Origin of the sequence: Streptomyces sp. NPDC051180 (assembly GCF_040689545.1) — a bacterium.
In the GTDB taxonomy this organism is placed as follows: domain Bacteria; phylum Actinomycetota; class Actinomycetes; order Streptomycetales; family Streptomycetaceae; genus Streptomyces.
The window spans coordinates 176,672-194,704 of sequence record NZ_JBFBBC010000007.1 but is presented as its reverse complement, the minus strand read 5'-3'; the positions used below and the strand labels follow the sequence as shown (position 1 = coordinate 194,704).

14 protein-coding genes and 1 riboswitch are annotated in these 18,033 nt (G+C 71.9%); of the genes, 9 read left to right on the top strand and 5 right to left on the bottom strand.

Annotated elements, in window-relative coordinates; all coding sequences use genetic code 11:
• The first annotated feature begins 79 nt into the window (after positions 1-79).
• The 4 genes from AB0424_RS15560 (at position 80) to AB0424_RS15545 (ending at position 4,324) form a co-directional block, all read left to right on the top strand.
• Complete coding sequence (locus AB0424_RS15560) at positions 80-1,294, top strand: histidine kinase (RefSeq protein WP_366305577.1); 1,215 nt, start codon at positions 80-82, stop codon at positions 1,292-1,294.
• Positions 1,295-1,332: 38 nt separating this feature from the next.
• Positions 1,333-2,151 (top strand): response regulator transcription factor, encoded by an 819-nt coding sequence (locus AB0424_RS15555; protein ID WP_366305769.1) that lies wholly within the window; start codon positions 1,333-1,335, stop codon positions 2,149-2,151.
• A 98-nt stretch (positions 2,152-2,249) separates the two neighbouring features.
• Positions 2,250-2,735 (top strand): DUF485 domain-containing protein, encoded by a 486-nt coding sequence (locus tag AB0424_RS15550; RefSeq protein ID WP_366305575.1) that lies wholly within the window; start codon positions 2,250-2,252, stop codon positions 2,733-2,735.
• On the top strand, positions 2,732-4,324 hold the full coding sequence (locus tag AB0424_RS15545) for a cation acetate symporter (protein WP_366305573.1): 1,593 nt from the start codon (positions 2,732-2,734) through the stop codon (positions 4,322-4,324). The genes AB0424_RS15550 and AB0424_RS15545 overlap by 4 nt, the downstream gene beginning before the upstream one ends.
• A 37-nt stretch (positions 4,325-4,361) precedes the next feature.
• Here AB0424_RS15545 and AB0424_RS15540 read toward each other — a convergent pair whose 3' ends face one another.
• The gene (locus tag AB0424_RS15540; RefSeq protein WP_366305571.1) at positions 4,362-5,051 is read right to left on the bottom strand and encodes a response regulator; all 690 of its coding nucleotides are present in this window, start codon (positions 5,049-5,051) and stop codon (positions 4,362-4,364) included.
• Positions 5,048-6,787 (bottom strand): sensor histidine kinase, encoded by a 1,740-nt coding sequence (locus tag AB0424_RS15535; RefSeq protein ID WP_366305570.1) that lies wholly within the window; start codon positions 6,785-6,787, stop codon positions 5,048-5,050. Before AB0424_RS15535 ends, AB0424_RS15540 begins: the two co-directional genes overlap by 4 nt.
• A 122-nt stretch (positions 6,788-6,909) precedes the next feature.
• Between AB0424_RS15535 and AB0424_RS15530 the strand changes: the two genes are divergently transcribed.
• On the top strand, positions 6,910-7,965 hold the full coding sequence (locus AB0424_RS15530) for a GTP-binding protein (protein ID WP_366305568.1): 1,056 nt from the start codon (positions 6,910-6,912) through the stop codon (positions 7,963-7,965).
• A 19-nt stretch (positions 7,966-7,984) separates the two neighbouring features.
• Here AB0424_RS15530 and AB0424_RS15525 read toward each other — a convergent pair whose 3' ends face one another.
• Positions 7,985-9,823 (bottom strand): DUF262 domain-containing protein, encoded by a 1,839-nt coding sequence (locus AB0424_RS15525; protein ID WP_366305566.1) that lies wholly within the window; start codon positions 9,821-9,823, stop codon positions 7,985-7,987.
• Between the two features lie 230 nt (positions 9,824-10,053).
• Positions 10,054-12,513: a DNA topoisomerase IV subunit A gene (locus AB0424_RS15520; RefSeq protein ID WP_366305565.1), complete on the bottom strand. Its 2,460-nt coding sequence runs from the start codon at positions 12,511-12,513 to the stop codon at positions 10,054-10,056.
• A 187-nt stretch (positions 12,514-12,700) separates the two neighbouring features.
• On the opposite strand from AB0424_RS15520, the gene AB0424_RS15515 reads away from it, so the two are divergent.
• The 4 genes from AB0424_RS15515 (at position 12,701) to AB0424_RS15500 (ending at position 17,466) form a co-directional block, all read left to right on the top strand.
• The gene (locus AB0424_RS15515; RefSeq protein ID WP_366305767.1) at positions 12,701-14,041 is read left to right on the top strand and encodes a pitrilysin family protein; all 1,341 of its coding nucleotides are present in this window, start codon (positions 12,701-12,703) and stop codon (positions 14,039-14,041) included.
• Positions 14,038-15,435, top strand: coding sequence for a pitrilysin family protein (locus AB0424_RS15510; RefSeq protein WP_366305563.1), 1,398 nt, complete (start codon positions 14,038-14,040; stop codon positions 15,433-15,435). Before AB0424_RS15515 ends, AB0424_RS15510 begins: the two co-directional genes overlap by 4 nt.
• A 199-nt stretch (positions 15,436-15,634) precedes the next feature.
• Positions 15,635-15,800, top strand: a riboswitch (cyclic di-AMP (ydaO/yuaA leader).
• 12 nt (positions 15,801-15,812) lie between these two features.
• The gene (locus AB0424_RS15505) at positions 15,813-16,583 is read left to right on the top strand and encodes a M23 family metallopeptidase (RefSeq protein WP_366305561.1); all 771 of its coding nucleotides are present in this window, start codon (positions 15,813-15,815) and stop codon (positions 16,581-16,583) included.
• Positions 16,584-16,782: 199 nt separating this feature from the next.
• The gene (locus AB0424_RS15500) at positions 16,783-17,466 is read left to right on the top strand and encodes a GntR family transcriptional regulator (protein ID WP_366305559.1); all 684 of its coding nucleotides are present in this window, start codon (positions 16,783-16,785) and stop codon (positions 17,464-17,466) included.
• Positions 17,467-17,621: 155 nt separating this feature from the next.
• Here the strand turns inward: AB0424_RS15500 and AB0424_RS15495 are convergent, their stop codons facing one another.
• A complete protein-coding gene (locus AB0424_RS15495; RefSeq protein ID WP_366305558.1) occupies positions 17,622-17,903 on the bottom strand; it encodes an HPr family phosphocarrier protein in 282 nt (93 codons plus the stop codon).
• Positions 17,904-18,033: the final 130 nt, after the last annotated feature.

The following is an 18,033-nucleotide window of genomic DNA, read 5'->3' as shown; positions in this document are numbered from 1 at the left end:
GAGCCCGACGGCTCCACCCACAGGCCGATCACGCGGCCGTCGCCTCTCCCTAGGATCGAGACGACGGAGGGGGACGGTCATGGACGGGAAGCGCGACCGCGGTCGTGGGGAGAGCGATGCCGGCGGCGTGGGAGCCTGGCGCACCTGGCCCTCGCGCGAGGCGCTCACGAGGGTCGGGGTGCCCCGGGGGCGCATGGTCCTCGACTACACCATGATCGCGGGCCTGAGTGCCTGGGTGCTGACCGGCTGCTACACCTCGGGAGCCTTCGACGGCGGGTACACGCTGGTGCCTCCGCTCGGATTCGGGCTCTGCGTGGCCGCCGCCCTGGCGTTCCACCACACGACCCTCGACCACCGGGCGGCGGCCTCGCTGGGGCTCCTCGGGGCGATGGCGCTGTGCGGCCTCGGGGGCTATGCCGTCGGGGCGGCGACGGCGGCGACCGTGATGTGGATCGTCGTCTGCGTCATGGCGATGCAGAGACTGCCGCTCCCCCTGGGACTCGCCACGGTGGCCGTGCTCGTCCCCGGCTTCGTCGAGGCCGACGAGACGGGCGTGTTCGGGGCCGCCGTCACCACCGCGGCCGTGCTGCTCGCGGGGTACTCACTGCGGCTCGATGCCGAGGCCCGTGGTGCGGGGTTCCAGCTCCTCGCCCAGGAACGACTGGCCAGGGAGGCCGAGGCCGCCTCGGCGGCGCTCGCCGAGCGCGCCAGGATCGCCCGCGAGATACACGATGTGCTCGCCCACAGCCTCTCCGCCCAGATGGTGCACCTGGAGGTCGCCCGGCTCAAGATCGAGGCGGGCGCCGACCGGGGAGAGATCCTCAGGCTCGTGACCTCGGCCCGCTCCATGGCCAGGGAAGGACTCGCCGAGACCCGTCACGCCCTCTCCGCGCTACGGGGGGACATGGCGCCCGTCGAGGACTACCTGCGGGAGCTGGCGAGGGAGGACCGGGCCGAGGTCGCCGTCACCGGCCGGCGCCGGGACCTGCCCGCCGAGGCGTCCCAGGCGGTACGACGGGTCGCCCAGGAGGCCCTGACCAACGTGCGCAAACACGCCCCCGGAGCCCGCACGCGCATCCGGTTCGCCTACGGGACGCACGAGGTCTCCTTGGAGATACGCGATTCCGGGCCGCCGGGTGAGGACGGCGGCACAGGGGCCGCCGAGGGGCTCGGCTCCTCCGGCTCCGGGTACGGGCTGCTCGGGATGCGGGAGCGGGCCGAACTGCTCGGAGGGAGTCTGGAGGCGGGGCCGGAGGGTTCCGGGTTCACCGTGCGACTGCAGGTGCCGGCGTGAGCGGCCCGCAGGGCTCGCCCGGAGCCGAGGAACCGCAGGTGGTGCGGGTGGTCGTCGCCGACGACCAGGCCATCGTGCGCGAGGGGATCGTGATGCTGCTGGGGCTGCTGCCCGGGATCGAGGTCGTCGGATCGGCCCGGGACGGCGAGGAGGCCATCGAGCTGACCCGGACCCAAGAGCCCGACGTGGTGCTGATGGACCTGCGGATGCCGCGCTGCGACGGAGTCGAGGCCACCCGCCGGATCCGCGCGCGGTTCCCCAGGACCGAGGTCGTCGTGCTCACCACCTACGCCGACGACGACTCGCTCTTCCCGGCGCTGCGGGCCGGCGCGCGCGGATACCTGACCAAGGACGCCGGCGGGGAGGACATCGCGAGGGCGGTGCGGGACGTCGTCGACGGGCGGGCCGGGCTCTCGCCCTCCGTCCAGCGGCGCCTGCTGGAGCAGTTGATGGGGCGACCGGAGGAGGAAGGACGTGCGGGGGCACCGGCCGGTGACGGCGGAACCGGTGATCAGCCGGAGGGCCGGTCCGTGCCGGGCGGCCAGGGCGCCTCTGGTGGTCCCGGTGTCCCTCGTACTCCGGGGGGTTCGAGAGGTACCGCGGGCTGGGGCGGTGCGGCCGTCTCGGCGGCTTTGGAGGCCGACGGCCTGACCGAGCGGGAGACGGAGGTGCTCGTGCTCGTCGCCGACGGACTGTCCAACCACGAGATCGCCGGCCGGCTGCGGATCTCCACGGCGACGGTGAAGACGCACATCAACAATCTCTTCGCCAAGACCGGGGTACGCGACCGTGCCCAGGCCGTGCGATACGCATATCAGCACGGTCTGGTCAGGGCTCCGAGCCGCAGAGTCACCTGATGGGGTGAAGTGAGGGGGGAGAAGAGTCCGGGATGTTCCCGCTCTGTCCATCCTTGGGCACGCGGCCGAAACGGTTCGCTGACAAGGAGAGTTGACCGGTGGAGCAGGTGGACGAGCAGGAGGGGCGCGACGCGTCGGCGTTGCCGGTCGGCGACCCCTGGTACGAGGCGACGGGCACCGACGGAGGTGAGCGCGCGGAGGCCGGGGTGTCCGGTGGCAGTCCCGCCGACGCGGTGCCGAGGCAGCGAGTCCACAGCGCGGCGGAGATCTATCTGGAAGTGCAGCGGAGCCCCGCCTTCCAGGAAGTGCGCAGCCGCTACCGCCGGTTCGTCTTCCCGGCCGCTCTCGCCTTCCTCCTCTGGTACCTCGCCTACGTGGTGGCGGCGACCGCGGCGCCCGGGTTCATGGCCCGGCCCGTCGCCGGCGCGGTGAACGTGGCGATGGTCGCGGGGCTCGGACAGTTCCTCACCACCTTCCTGCTGACCTGGGCCTACGCGCGGCACGCGCGGCTGCGCAGGGACCGGGCGGCGCTGGAACTGCGCTGGGACACCCAGGAGATGACCCGAGGGGCGGTGCAGTCGTGACCGGAGACCATCAGACCCTCGCGCTCCTGCTGTTCAGCGCCTTCGTCGCGGTCACCCTGGGGATCACGACCTGGGTGAGCCGGAACCGGCACGGTTCGGCGGAGGAGTTCTACGCCGGGGGCCGGTTGTTCTCCCCCCTGGAGAACGGCTTCGCGATCGCCGGCGACTACATGTCCGCGGCCTCCTTCCTGGGCATCTCCGGGCTGATCGCGCTCTACGGCTACGACGGCATGCTGTACTCCGTCGGATTCCTCGTCGCCTGGCTGGTCGTGCTGCTGCTGGTCGCCGAACTGGTCCGCAACTGCGGAAAGTTCACGCTGGCCGACGTCGTCGCCGCGCGGATGGCCGAGCGGCCGGTGCGGATCGCCGCGGGCACCTCCTCGGTGGCGGTCTCCGTGCTGTACCTCGTGGCGCAGATGGTGGGGGCCGGGAGCCTGGTCGCGCTGCTGCTCGGAGGGACCGGCGAGGCGGCCCGGTCGTGGACGGTGATCGGCGTCGGCGCCCTGATGGTGGTCTACGTGTCGCTCGGCGGCATGCGCGCCACCACCTGGATCCAGATCGTCAAGGCGGTGCTGCTCATGTCGGGGACCGTCGCGCTGACCGTCCTCGTCCTCTTCCGCTTCCACGGAGACGTGAACAGCCTGCTCTCCACGGCGGCCCAGCGCAGCGGCCACGGCATGGACTTCCTCGCCCCGGGGCTGCGTTACGGCGGCGACTGGACGTCCCGGCTCGACTTCATCAGCCTCGGCCTCGCGCTGGTCCTGGGCACCGCCGGACTGCCGCACATCCTCTCGCGCTTCTACACGGTCCCGACGGCCCGGGCCGCCCGCCGCTCCGTCGTCTGGTCCATCGGGCTCATCGGCAGCTTCTACCTGATGACCATCGTGCTCGGCTTCGGCGCCGCAGCCCTGATCGGCCCGGACGCGGTCCGCTCCTCCAACGCGTCGGGGAACACGGCCGTGCCGCTGCTCGCCCTCGACCTCGGCGGCGGCGCGGGCTCCACGGGCGGCACGGTGCTCTTCGCCATCGTCGCCGCCGTCGCCTTCGCCACCATCCTCGCCGTGGTCGCGGGCATCACCCTGGCCTCGTCGGCGTCCGTGGCCCACGACCTGTACAGCTCGCTGCGCCGCCGGCACGCGAAGCCGTACAGCGAGGTGACCGTCGCGCGGGTCGCCGCCGCGGTGATCGGCGCGGTGGCCATCGGGCTCGGGCTGCTGGCCCGCGACCTCAACGTCGCCTTCCTCGTCGGTCTGGCCTTCGCGGTCGCGGCCTCCGCCAACCTGCCGGTGCTGCTGTTCTCGCTCTTCTGGCGGCGGTTCACCACCCGGGGGGCGGTCTGGTCGGTGTACGGCGGTCTGATCCCGGCCGTGGTGCTGGTCCTGCTCTCGCCCGTCGTCTCCGGCAGCCCGGAGGCGCTCTTCCCCGGCGTCGACTTCCACCTGTTCCCGTTGCAGAACCCGGGTGTGGTCTCCATCCCGCTCGGCTTCCTCGCCGGCTGGATCGGCACGGCGACCTCGTCGGAACCGTCCGACGAGGCCCGGCACGCCGAGACCGAGGTCCGGGCGCTCACCGGCGCCGGAGCCGTCTGACACGGCCCCGTGCCCAGGGCCTGGCCGTTCCGGGGCTTCAGGGGGCGGGGTGCGAGGAGGCCCAGGCGTATCGGTGCTCGGGGCGCCCGGTCTCGCCGTACCGGAGGGAGAGGCGGACGCGGCCGGTGCGTTCGAGGAGCTTGAGATAGCGCTGTGCGGTCTGGCGGCTGACGCCGGACCGCTCGGCGATCTCCTGTGCGGAGAGCGGTCCGTCGGCCGCGAGCAGGACCTGCCGAACCAGCTCGGCCGTCGTGGGGGAGTGGCCCTTGGGCAGGTCCGGGGCGACGGCACCGGCCGAGAGGACGCCGAAGATCCGGTCCACCTCGGCCTGTTCGGCCTCGCCGCCGCTCTCCAGGGTGCGGCGGAGGGTCGCGTACGCCTCCAGCTTGGCCCGCAGTCCGGCGAAGTTGAACGGCTTCACCAGGTACTGGAGGGCTCCGTGGCGCATCGCGGCCTGCACGGTCGCCACGTCCCGGGCCGCAGTCACCATGATCACGTCGCACTGGTGGCCGCGGGCGCGGAGTTCCCGTACGGCGGCGAGGCCGTTCTCGTCGGGCAGGTAGTGGTCCAGGAGGATCAGATCGACGGCGTGTCCGTCCAGGGCGGCGAGCGCCTCGGCGGTGGAGTGGGCGGTGGCGACGACCCGGAAGTCCGGCATCTTGGCGACGTAGGCGGCGTTGATCCGCGCGACCCGGACGTCGTCGTCGACCACGAGCACGTCGATCATCGCGCTTCCTCCGCCGTCTCCGGTCCCGCGGCTCCGGGGAGCCCGACCCCTTTGGGGGCGACGGGGTTGGTGGGGTCGATGGCGCCCGGGAGGGTCGCGAGGCGCTCCGGTTCCTCGGTCAGGGCGTCGGGGAGGACGACCGTGAACTCGGCGCCGCCGTCGGGGCCGTCGGTGACCCGGGCGGTGCCGCCCCGGCGTTCGGCGAGCCGGCGGACCAGGGCGAGGCCCAGTCCGCGCTTGCCGTGCGCGGGGAGCGCCTTCGTGGTCCAGCCCTCGGTGAAGATCAGCTCGCGGCGGTCCCGGGGGACGCCCGGTCCGCTGTCCGAGACCCGCAGGACGACCGTGCGCCCCTCGCCCCCGAGGCTGACGCCCACCCGGGCGCCGGCGGTGCCGGCGACGGCGTCGAGGGCGTTGTCGACGAGGTTGCCGACCACGGTGACCAGCTCCCGCGGATCGACGAGCCGGTCGGGCAGCAAGGAGTCGGGGGCGAGGCGCAGCGAGACCCCGCGCTCGGCGGCAACGGTGGACTTGCCGACCAGGAGGGCGGCGAGCAGCGGGTCGTGGATCTTCTCGGTGACCTGCTCGGCGGTGGCCCGGTGCACGCCGACCACCTCGGTGACGAACTCGACGGCCTCCTCGTGCATCTCCAGCTCCAGGAGGCCCAGGAGGGTGTGCAGACGGTTGGCGTGTTCGTGGTCCTGCGCGCGGAGGGCGTCGATCAGGCCGCGGGTCGAGTCCAGCTCGCGCCCGAGGTGTTCCAGCTCGGTGCGGTCGCGCAGCGTCGCGACGGCGCCGCCGTCGTCCGTCGGCATCCGGTTGGCGATCAGCACCCGGTGCCCCCGGACGGTGAGCAGGTCGTCGCCGGTGACCCGGCCGGCGAGGACGTCCGCCGTCCGGCCCGCGCCGAGGACCTCGTCCAGCGGTCTGCCGTCGGCCTCCGGGCCGAGACCGAGGAGTCGCCGGGCCTCGTCGTTCACGAGCCGTACGGAGCCGTTGCGGTCCAGGGCCACGACGCCCTCGCGGATGCCGTGCAGCATCGCCTCGCGCTCGGCGAGCAGCGCGGAGATGTCGGAGAAGGCCAGGTCGTGGGTCTGGCGCTGGAGACGCCGGGAGATCAGATAGGCGGCCAGGGCCCCCGCGGCGAGCGCGCCGCCGGCGTAGGCGAGGAGCCCGGGGATCGCCGCGAGGAGCCGGTCCCGGACGCTGTCGTACGCGATGCCGACCGACACCGCGCCGACGATCCGCCCGTCCGCGTCCCGCAGCGGCACCTTGCCGCGTGCCGAGCGGCCCAGGGTGCCGTCGTCGATCTCCATCACCTCGCGCCCGGCGAGGACGTCGCTCGGGTCCGTGGAGACGAGCCTGCCGATCCGGGCGGGGTCGGTGTGCGACCAGCGCACCCCCCGGGTGTCCATGACCACGACGTACTCGGCGCCCGTCGCGACCCGGATCCGTTCGGCCTCCGTTTGGACCGGGCCCCGAGCGGAGGGCGCACTCCCGGTCAGGTCGCGGGCGACGCGCGGCGAAGCGGCGGTGTCGGCGATGGCCAGGGCCTGCCGCATGGCCTGGTCGTCGAGCTGAGCGCTGAGCGGGGCCAGGAACAGCCCCGTCGCGAGGACGGTCACACCGGTCGCGATGGCCAGCTGCATCAGCAGGACCTGCGAGAACACCCGCTGCGGCCACCCGAACCGCCGACGGCGCACCACGGGGCGCGGAGGGCTGGTCTGTGCGGGGTTCATGCCGGAAAAGGTACGGTGCCGCGCCCGGCGACCGGAAATGGCGTCGGCGCGGGCGTCCGTCCGGAAACCTATTCTGGAGGACCCACACCCGTGGGACCCCGCAGGAACCGGAGGCACGTCCCTTGACCACGCAGCAGATCCCCGTCGTCGTCCTGGCCGGGTTCCTCGGCGCCGGGAAGACCACGCTGCTCAACCATCTGCTGCGCAGCTCCCGGGGGACCCGTATCGGTGTCATGGTCAACGACTTCGGCGACATCGGCATCGACGCGATGAGGATCGCAGGGCAGGTCGGCTCCACCGTCTCCCTCGGCAACGGCTGCCTGTGCTGCGCCGTCGACGCGAGCGAACTCGACGAGTACCTGGAGGTCCTCACCCGCCCAGAGTCGCGGCTCGACGTGATCGTGATCGAGGCGAGCGGGCTGGCCGAGCCGCAGGAACTGGTGCGGATGGTCCTCGCCAGCGAGAACGAGCGGATCGTGTACGGCGGGCTCGTCCAGGTCGTCGACGCGGCCGAGTTCTCCGCGACCCGGGCGCGGCACCCCGAGACCGACCGGCACCTGCCGATCGCCGACCTCGTGGTCGTGAACAAGACCGACCGGGTCTCCGGGGCCGAGCTGCTCGCCGTCCACGAGACGGTCGGCGGTCTCGCCGGGAAGGCCGTGGTCGTCGACGCCACGCACGGGCGGATCGACCCGGAGCTGCTCTTCGACCGGGTGGTCCCCGAAGGGGAGATCGAGGGCCAGATGTCGATCGAGGACATCCTGTACGCGGAGGAGGACTGCGACGGTGACCCGCAGGCCCACACCCACACGTCCTACGAGACCGTCTCCCTGACCGCCGCCACCCCGCTCCACCCCCGCCGCATGATGGCCTTCCTCGACGCCCGCCCCGAGGGTCTCTACCGGATCAAGGGCTTCGTCGACTTCGGCCTCGCCGACCCGGCGAACCGCTACGGCGTCCACGCGGTGGGCCGCTTCCTGCGCTTCTACCCCGAGCCGTGGCCCGAGGGCGAGGAGCGGCTCACCCAGCTCGTCCTGATCGGCTCCGGCATCGACGCGGCCGGCCTCCGCAAGGAACTGGCCTCCTGCGAGCTGAACGGCCCGCAGGACACCCCCGACGAAACCGGGATGTGGGGCGTCCTGCGGTACGTGCAGCGGTCTGAGGAGGAACCGGCCTGACCGGACCGCCACGCGACGATCAGAGGACCTCTGCGAGCTCCCCGGACTCCGCCTCATCAGGGCCGGGGCCGTCCGCACCGTCGTCCACGATGACCTTGCCCATCTCGGAGGCCACCTGTGCGAGCAGGGCGGCCTTCCGCGCGGCGAAGAAGGCGTGGAAGTCGTCGAGCGCCATGAGTTCCGGCGCGACCAGGTGGGACCGGATGTGCCCGTGGACCACCTCCGGCGTCGACTCCGCGCTCTTGGCGAGCTTCACCAGGTAGTCGGAGGGCGCGTTGCCCCCGATGATCCGGTTCGTGCGGGCGGTCAGGGGGGTCTTGTTGATGATGGAGTTGTAGCGCCCGGGGTCCTTGCCCGCCTCCTCGCACCACACCTTCGGGAAGATGTGGTGGATGTCGATCGACTCGTCGAAGTAGCCGGTGATCTCCGCCTTCTCGCCGGTGCGCCAGTCCATGGCGCCGGCCTTGAGCAGCAGTGCGTAGATGCCCTTGTACGCGGCGCTGTTACGGGTCCGCAGCGTCAGGAGGCGACTGGGCGCGAACTCCGCGGCCTCGATCGTGCGGGGTTCGCCCGGGGTGCCCCTGATCCAGCCGACGACATCCGGCAGGTCGTGGCTGAACCGGGTCTCGGTCGAGCCGCCGTACAGCTCCCCGAAGACCCCGCACCAGTACCAGCGGGCGAGCTTGTGCTGGGCCCCGGCGCTCTGCGCGTCCTCACCCGCGAGCGCCAGGATCGCCGCGAGCGGGATGAGCTGGGTGCCGTACGGCAGGAACCTGGTGTCGAAGACGAACTGCTGGTGCAGGAACTTCGCCGCCCGCTTGAACCCCTGGACGACCAGTGGCGCGAAGCGCTCGTACTCGTCCAGGCGCAGCTCCAGCATGTCCTTGCGCTTGCAGCCGATGCGGGGAAGACGCTCCTCCGCCACCCCGCGTGCCACGGCTTCGTCACGCCGGGCGGCCGTGGCGAGCAGGGTCACCGACTGGAGGAAGTCGGTGTTCGACACGTCCCTGATGATGCGGTACTCCGGTGCCTGCCAGGACGCCTTGACCTCCTTCTCCCAGTGCTGCCGAAGGTCGAACTCGTCCGCCGCGAAGGTGGCGGTGAGGAGCTCGAAGACGGTGAGGGAGACGCCGCCGGTGTTGACGTTCTCGAACACCTGGCAGACGGCCTGACGGGCCGTGTTCTTGCCGAGGGAGATGACGGGCACCTGGTAGCGGTCGAAGTTCCTGACGAAGACCTCCTCGAACCGTCCCCAGTCACGGAGGCTCTCCTTGTCGCGGTCCCACCAGAACTCCTGGAAGCCCATCCTCCAGTCGTAGGGGTCGAGGACGGCGCTCAGCGGAAAGAGCCGGGCCTCGTACTCCTTCTCGCGGCTGGAGTAGTCCTGGAGCACCTCGCCGCGGAAGTTCCTGACGATCCTGTCCTCCGGCAGGAAGCGGATCGCGTCCTCGCGGTCCGTCTGCCCGTCCAGGACCGCGCGCATGTCGACGTAGAACCAGCCGGACACCCGGTGCTTGCGCAGGTCCTGGGTCACCACCGGCTTGCCCAGCTTGATGGACTGGAAGAGCGAGGTGAGACGCTGCTGGCCGTCGAGGACGAGGGTCTCCGGCTCGGTGTCCCGGGGCGGCTCCGCGCCCTCGATGGGCCGGTGCTTGAACCTGACGTCCCCGCCGGACTGCAGCGTCATGACCGTGCCGACCGGGAACCCCTGCGACACGGACGCGAGCAGCGCGGTGATGTTCGGATGGGGCCACACCCAGCCCCGCTGGAACTCGGGGAGCTGCGCTCTTCCCTCAGCGACCTGCCGGAGCAGGTCGCGGAGCGGGCGCTTGTCGATGCTGAATGCTTCGTCCGTCAACGAGGCCGTCCTTCACTCGGGCGTCAGACGTGCCGGAGCAGCCCCCGGCCGGTCACCGGGCCGAGGCTACCCGGCGGTCGGGAAGCCCGTCCGACGGTCCCGTGAGACGGGATGGCCGGGGCAGGAGGTCCGAGGGGGACGGGGCCGGCGCCTGGGGCCGGACGGGGGGAGACCCCGGGCGGCGAGGCGGGGCGCCTGTCGCGCGGGGTCTCCTTGCGTCGTCGGTCCGGTCAGGAGGCCGGGCTCGCCACCACGTCGACCGGGTGGGGGAGCGGGGTTCCCGAGCCGTCGCGGCGGGGGTCGGGGTCGGGGAGGGTGACCGGGGCACCGGTCTTCTGGGCGGCGCGTGCCGGGGTGGTGCCCGCCCAGGCGAAGATCAGGACGTCCTCGCCCTTGAGGAAGCGCTGGCAGCGGACGCCGCCGGTGGCGCGGCCCTTGCGCGGGTACTGGTCGAAGGGGGTCAGCTTCGCCGAGGTGCCCGCCGCGGAGTCCAGGGTGCCGGTGGAGCCCGCGACGGTGAACACGACGGCGTCCGCCGCCGGATCGACCGCGGTGAAGGAGAGCACCTCGGCGCCGGCCGTCAGCTTGATGCCCGCCATGCCGCCCGCGGGACGGCCCTGGGGCCGTACCTGCGCGGCCTGGTAGCGCAGCAGCTGGGCGTCGGAGGTGATGAAGACCAGGTCCTCCTCCCCGGTCCGCAGCTCGGTCGCGCCGACGATCCGGTCACCGTCCTTGAGGGTGATGACCTCCAGCTCGTCCTTGTTGGCCGGGTAGTCCGGCACCACGCGCTTCACCACGCCCTGGAGCGTGCCGAGGGCCAGGCCGGGCGAGGACTCGTCGAGCGTGGTCAGGCAGACCACCGTCTCGTCGGCCTCCAGGGACAGGAACTCGGAGAGCGGCGCACCGCCCGCCAGGTTCGGGGCGCTCGCGGTGTTCGGGAGCTGCGGCAGGTCGATCACCGCGATCCGCAGCAGCCGGCCGGCCGACGTCACCGCTCCGACGTCACCGCGCTGGGTGGCCGCCACCGCGGACAGGATCACGTCGTGCTTGGCGCGTGCGGCCTCCGGGTCGACCGGGGGCAGCTCGGCCGTCGCCGTGCGGGCCAGCAGGCCGGTCGAGGACAGCAGGACGCGGCAGGGGTCGTCCGCGACCTCCAGCGAGACCGCCGCGACGGGCGCGCCGGCGGACTCCAGCAGGACGGTGCGGCGGTCGGTGGCGAACTTCTTGGCGACCGCGGCCAGCTCCGCCGAGACGAGCTTGCGCAGCTCGGCGTCGGAGTCGAGGATGCCGGTCAGCTCGTCGATCTCGCCGGTGAGCCGGTCGCGCTCGGTCTCCAGCTCGATCCGGTCGAACCGGGTGAGGCGGCGCAGCGGGGTGTCCAGGATGTACTGCGTCTGGATCTCGCTCAGCGAGAAGCGCTCCATCAGGCGCTCCTTGGCCTGCGCGGAGTTGTCGCTCTCCCGGATGAGGCGGATGACCTCGTCGATGTCGAGCAGCGCGACGAGCAGGCCGAGCACCAGGTGGAGGCGGTCGCTCTTCTTGGTCCGGCGGAACTCGGAGCGGCGCCGGACGACCTCGAAGCGGTGGTCGAGGTAGACCTCCAGGAGCTCCTTGAGGCCGAGGGTGAGCGGCTGGCCGTCGACCAGCGCCACGTTGTTGATGCCGAAGGACTCCTCCATCGGCGTCAGCTTGTAGAGCTGCTCCAGGACGGCCTCGGGCACGAAGCCGTTCTTGACCTCGATGACGAGGCGCAGGCCGTGGCTGCGGTCGGTGAGGTCCTTGACGTCCGCGATGCCCTGGAGCTTCTTGGAGCCGACGAGGTCCTTGATCTTGGAGATGACCTTCTCGGGGCCGACCGTGAAGGGCAGCTCGGTCACGATGATGCCCTTGCGGCGGGCCGTCACCGTCTCCACGGTCGCCGTGGCGCGGATCTTGAAGGAGCCGCGGCCCGACTCGTACGCGTCCTTGATGCCGGACAGGCCGACGATCCGGCCGCCGGTGGGCAGGTCGGGGCCGGGCACGAACCGCATGAGGGTCTCGAGGTCGGCGCTCGGGTGGCGGATCAGGTGGCGCGCGGCCGCGATCACCTCGCCGAGGTTGTGCGGCGGCATGTTGGTCGCCATGCCGACCGCGATGCCGGAGGCGCCGTTCACCAGGAGGTTCGGGTAGGCGGCGGGGAGCGCGACCGGTTCCTGCTCCTGGCCGTCGTAGTTCGGCGCGAAGTCGACCGTGTCCTCGTCGATGGACTCGGTCATCAGCAGCGCGGCCGGGGCCATCCGCGACTCGGTGTACCGCATGGCGGCCGGCGGGTCGTCGTTGCCCAGGGAACCGAAGTTGCCGTGGCCGTCGACCAGCGGGAGCCGCATGGAGAACGGCTGCGCCATGCGGACCATGGCGTCGTAGATGGACGCGTCGCCGTGCGGGTGCAGCTTGCCCATCACCTCGCCGACGACGCGGGCGCACTTGACGAACCCGCGGTCGGGGCGCAGGCCCATCTCGCCCATCTGGTAGACGATCCGGCGCTGGACGGGCTTCATCCCGTCGCGGGCGTCCGGGAGCGCGCGCGAGTAGATCACCGAGTACGCGTACTCGAGGAAGGAGCCCTGCATCTCGTCGACGACGTCGATGTCGAGGATTCGCTCCTCGAACGCGTCGTCCGGCGGCGGTGTCTTCGTGCTGCGGCGGGCCATCGCGGCTGCGGCTCCTTCACCAACAAGGTTGATCTGACGCGGACCATTGTGGACCGTGCCACCGACAACGCCGACCGCGACCCGGAAGAGGGACATCAGGACCGGGCGGGAACTTCGCCAGGTGTCGGCGCGCTTGCATACAGTGGCAGGACTTTTTCACATCGCGATCGAAGGGACGTACATGCCCATGGGTCACACGGCCACGGCCGAGGCCGGCTCCGGCGGCCTGACAGCGACCGAGCACCGGTTGGCGAACGGCCTGCGTGTGGTGCTGTCGGAGGACCACCTGACCCCGGTCGCGGCGGTCTGCCTCTGGTACGACGTCGGCTCGCGCCACGAGGTCGAGGGCCGCACGGGCCTCGCCCACCTCTTCGAGCACCTGATGTTCCAGGGCTCGAAGCAGGTCCACGGGAACGGTCACTTCGAGCTGGTGCAGGGCGCGGGCGGCTCGCTCAACGGCACGACGAGCTTCGAGCGCACCAACTACTTCGAGACCATGCCCACCCACCAGCTGGAGCTCGCGCTCTGGCTGGAGGCCGACCGCATGGGCTCCCTGCTGGCCGCCCTGGACGACGAGTCCATGGAGAACCAGCGGGACGTCGTCAAGAACGAGCGCCGCCAGCGGTACGACAACGTGCCGTACGGCACGGCCTTCGAGAAGCTCACGGCGCTGGCCTACCCGGAGGGTCACCCCTACCACCACACGCCGATCGGCTCCATGGCCGACCTGGACGCGGCGACGCTGGAGGACGCGCGGAACTTCTTCCGCACGTACTACGCCCCGAACAACGCGGTGCTGTCCGTCGTCGGCGACATCGACCCGGCGCAGACGCTCGCCTGGATCGAGAAGTACTTCGGCTCCATCCCGCAGCACGACGGCAAGCGCCCGCCGCGCGACGGCTCCCTCCCCGACGTCATCGGCGAGCAGCTGCGCGAGGTCGTCGAGGAGGAGGTCCCGGCCCGCGCGCTGATGGCCGCCTACCGGCTGCCGCACGACGGTACGCGCGAGTGCGACGCCGCCGACCTGGCGCTGACGGTCCTGGGCGGCGGCGAGTCCTCCCGCCTGCACAACCGGCTGGTCCGCCGCGACCGCACGGCCGTCGCCGCCGGCTTCGGCCTGCTGCGCCTCGCCGGCGCGCCCTCGCTCGGCTGGCTGGACGTGAAGACCTCCGGAGGCGTCGAGGTCCCGCAGATCGAGGCGGCCGTCGACGAGGAGCTCGCCCGGTTCGCCGCCGAGGGGCCGACGCCCGAGGAGATGGAGCGCGCGCAGGCCCAGTTGGAGCGCGAGTGGCTGGACCGGCTCGGCACCGTGGCGGGCCGCGCCGACGAACTGTGCCGGTTCGCCGTGCTGTTCGGCGACCCGCAGCTCGCCCTGACGGCCGTGGACCGGGTCCTGGCCGTCACCGCCGAGGAGGTGCAGGCGGTCGCCGCGGCCAAGCTGCGCCCCGACAACCGCGCGGTCCTGGTCTACGAGCCGGTGGCCGCCGACGAGAGCGACAGCGACGAGGAAGAGGGAGCGGACCAGTGACCGACGCTGCCGTGTCTTTGACCAGCATGGACTTCCACCCGCAGCCGGCGCCGGGTGTCGCCAGGCCCTGGGCCTTTCCCGCCCCGGACCGGACGACGCTGGACAACGGTCTGACGCTGCTGACCAGTCACCGCCCCGGCCAGCAGGTCGTGGCGGTGGAGATCTTCCTGCCGGCCCCGCTGGACGCCGAGCCCGCCGGTCTCGACGGTGTCGCCACCATCATGGCCAGGGCGCTCTCGGAGGGCACCGACCAGCACAGCGCGGAGGAGTTCGCGGCCGAGCTGGAGCGGTGCGGCGCCACGCTCGACGCGCACGCCGACCACCCGGGTGTGCGGGTCTCCCTCGAGGTGCCCGCCTCCCGGCTGCCCAAGGCCCTGGGGCTGCTCTCCGAGGCCCTGATCGCGCCGGCGTTCCTGGACACCGAGATCGAGCGCCTGGTGCGCAACCGTCTCGACGAGATCCCGCACGAGACGGCCAACCCGGGCCGCCGCGCCGCCAAGCAGCTCTCCAAGGAGCTCTTCCCGGCCGAGTCCCGGATGTCCCGGCCGCGTCAGGGCACCGAGGAGACCGTCGCCGCCATCGACGCCGCCGCCGTCCGCGCCTTCTTCGAGGCGTACGTGCGGCCCGGCACGGCCACCGCGGTGGTCGTCGGCGACCTGACGGACGTGGACCTCGACAAGGTCCTCGCGGACTCGCTGGGCGCCTGGACCGGCGAGCCGGCCGAGCCGCTCCCGATGCCGCCGATCACCGCCGACGACACCGGACGGGTCGTCATCGTGGACCGTCCCGGCGCCGTCCAGACCCAGCTGCTCATCGGCCGGGTCGGTCCGGACCGGCACGACCGGGTCTGGCCGGCCCAGGTCCTCGGCTCGTACTGCCTCGGCGGCACCCTCACCTCGCGGCTCGACCGGGTCCTGCGCGAGGAGAAGGGCTACACGTACGGCGTGCGGGCCTTCGGGCAGGTGCTCCGCTCGGACGCCGGGGGCAACGGCGCCTCGATGCTGGCCATCAGCGGCTCCGTCGACACGCCCAACACCGGCCCGGCCCTCGCCGACCTGTGGCAGGTGCTGCGCACCCTCGCCGCCGAGGGGCTGACGGACGCGGAGCGCGAGACGGCCGTGCAGAACCTGGTGGGCGTCGCGCCGCTCAAGTACGAGACGGCCGCCTCCGTCGCCGGGACGCTCGCCGACCAGGTCGAGCAGCACCTTCCGGACGACTTCCAGGCCCAGTTGTACGCGCGGCTGTCGGAGACGGGCACGGTCGAGGCGACCGCGGCCGTCGTCAGCGCCTTCCCCGTGGACCGGCTCGTGACGGTGCTCGTGGGCGACGCGGCGCAGATCGCGGAGCCGGTGCGGGAGCTCGGCATCGGCGAAGTGACCGTCGTGACGGGCTGATTCCGGCCCTCGTGAGGCAACGGGAGGACCCCGGCGAGCTGTTCGCCGGGGTCCTCCCCTTTGTCCGTATTGAGGGCAACGGTGATCGTATGCCCTGTGGCATGTCTTACAAAAAGCCTGTCCGGTTGGTGATTGAAAGACGATCCGCATAGCGTCGGTGCGGCTGTTCGTCAGTTGCACGTGCCGCAGCCGCGGCATCGGACAGTCATCGCCGAGTCCCCGTCAGGCGCGAGCCTGGGGAGCCGGGGACCCACATCGAGTCCCTGGGGTGAATCGGACGCCTTCGTCTCGTGCGGAGGGGCCCGTAGGAGACCTTCCTGCTCCGAACCCGTCAGCTAACCCGGTAGGCGAGAAGGAAGGAAAGGACCAGCCCCTACATGGCGTTCACCCGTGCCACCGGGAAGCATCGTGGTCCGAGCCGGATGGCACGCCGCGGCGTGGGCATCGCAGGCGTCGCGACCCTCGCCACCACCGGCGTCATCGGAACCCTCGCTTCCCCGGCGCTCGCCGCCGACACGGACAACCGCTCCCCCGAGGACACCGGCCTCACCCAGGTGATCACCGAGGACTCCCTCGTGGACCGGATCAACGCCCAGGCCGCCGCCCAGGAGCGGGAGGCCGTCGAGGCCATCGCCAAGGCGAAGGCCAAGGCCGAGGCGAAGCGCAAGGCCGAGGCCCGCGCCAAGGAGATCCGGCTGGAGCGCGAGCGCGCCGCCCGCGAGGCCGAGCGCCGCCGCCTGGCCTCCTTCCAGCTCCCCGTCGCCGGCTCGTACATCTCCACCGGCTACAAGACCGGCGGGTCGCTCTGGTCCTCCGGCAGCCACTCCGGCGTCGACTTCCACGCCGCCTACGGCACGCAGGTCGTCTCCGTGGGCTCCGGCACCGTCGTCGAGGCCGGCTGGGGCGGCGCGTACGGCAACAACATCGTCATCAGGATGAACGACGGCACGTTCACCCAGTACGGGCACCTCTCCTCCATCGGGGTCCACGTCGGCCAGACCGTCGAGCCCGGCCAGCCGATCGGCGTCTCCGGCTCGACCGGCAACTCCACCGGCCCGCACCTCCACTTCGAGGCGCGCACGGGCGCGGACTACGGCTCCGACATCAACCCGATCGCGTACCTCCGCGCCCGCGGCGTCGCGGTCTGACCCGCACCGCCCGCGCATCGCGTCGCAAAAGCCCCGGCTCGTACTGAGCCGGGGCTTTTCGCTGTCCCGAAGCCGGTGACGTTCGCCAAGGATTCCTTCGGGGCATCGGAAATTCGGGCGCGCTGCAATAGAGTCGAAGATCAGGCGCAGAACAGGCGCCGCTCGAATTGTCTCGCGCGGACCAAGGCGGAGGTCGGATATGCGCATTCCCGCGCAGTCGGTATGCACGGCGATCCGGGACGACATCGTCTCCGGTGTCTACGAGCGGGGCAGCCGGCTGACCGAGGAACAGCTCGCCCGCCGGTACGGGGTCTCGCGCGTCCCGGTCCGCGAGGCCCTGCGCACCCTGGAGTCCGAGGGCTTCGTCCTCACCCGCCGGCACGCGGGCGCGCACGTCGCCGAACCGACGGAGCAGGATGCGGCCGACCTCCTCGACATGCGGTCGCTGCTGGAGCCCCTGGGGGCGGCGCGGGCCGCCCAGCGCCGTACCGACGCCCACCTCAAGGTCCTGCGGGGCCTGGTCAGGCTGGGGCAGGAGCGTGCCAGGCGCGGTCAGGGCGAGGACCTGCGCTCGCTGGGCGGCTGGTTCCACGAGACGCTCGCGCAGGCGTCGGGCAGCCCGGCCCTGACGGCGCTGCTCACCCAGCTGCGCCACAAGATCGCCTGGATGTACGTGGTGGACCAGCCCGCCCAGCCGGTCGAGGTCTGGTCCGAACACGGCGCGATCGTGGACGCGGTGGCGCGCGGCGACGCCGAGCGGGCCCGCGCGCTGACCGCGCTCCACGCGGAGCGCACCCTGTCGCTGCACCGCCTGAAAACATCGGGACGCGACCGTGTGAGGGTTTCGCAACATGTCGTCAACACGGCGAGCGTCCGGAATTAACGAAGTGGCCGTATACAAAGAACAGGAATTCGGTGGGCGCTGTTCGCGCTGCCCGAAATCGATCGTCCGGGAAAAGCGAAAGCCGTGACCGCCTCGATTTCGGCAGTCACGGCTTTGCGTGTGCGGAATCCGAAGGGATTCCACGGGGAAGCGGATCAGACGGTCTCGGGGAGCTCGTCGAGGCCCTCGGCCACCAGCTTCGCGAGACGGTCCAGCGCGACCTCGGCGCCGTCGGCGTCGGAGGACAGGACGATCTCCTCGCCGCCCTGCGCGCCCAGGCCGAGCACGGCGAGCATGGACGCGGCGTTCACCGGGGAGCCGTCGGCCTTGGCGATCGTCACCGGGACGCCGGAAGCCGTGGCGGCACGGACGAAGATGGACGCGGGGCGGGCGTGCAGGCCCTCGGCCCAGCCGACGTTGACGCGGCGCTCAGCCATGGTGTTGCCCTTCGGGTCTCAAGCGGGTTGTCTAGACCAGTCTCTCATGTGCTGCGTGGTGCTCGCGCCGACCTTCGGCCCGGATCGGACCGCCCTTCGGCCCTCCCTACCTTGCACGGCGCACACCCGC

Excerpts from the sequence above, each read along its gene's own strand:
- AB0424_RS15535 (WP_366305570.1), bottom strand. The coding sequence starts at position 6,787 with ATGAACCCCGCACAGACCAGCCCTCCGCGCCCCGTGGTGCGCCGTCGG.
- AB0424_RS15505 (WP_366305561.1), top strand. The coding sequence starts at position 15,813 with ATGGCGTTCACCCGTGCCACCGGGAAGCATCGTGGTCCGAGCCGGATG.
- AB0424_RS15495 (WP_366305558.1), bottom strand. The coding sequence starts at position 17,903 with ATGGCTGAGCGCCGCGTCAACGTCGGCTGGGCCGAGGGCCTGCACGCC.
- AB0424_RS15520 (WP_366305565.1), bottom strand. The coding sequence starts at position 12,513 with ATGGCCCGCCGCAGCACGAAGACACCGCCGCCGGACGACGCGTTCGAG.
- AB0424_RS15500 (WP_366305559.1), top strand. The coding sequence starts at position 16,783 with ATGCGCATTCCCGCGCAGTCGGTATGCACGGCGATCCGGGACGACATC.
- AB0424_RS15515 (WP_366305767.1), top strand. The coding sequence starts at position 12,701 with ATGGGTCACACGGCCACGGCCGAGGCCGGCTCCGGCGGCCTGACAGCG.
- AB0424_RS15560 (WP_366305577.1), top strand. The coding sequence starts at position 80 with ATGGACGGGAAGCGCGACCGCGGTCGTGGGGAGAGCGATGCCGGCGGC.
- AB0424_RS15540 (WP_366305571.1), bottom strand. The coding sequence starts at position 5,051 with ATGATCGACGTGCTCGTGGTCGACGACGACGTCCGGGTCGCGCGGATC.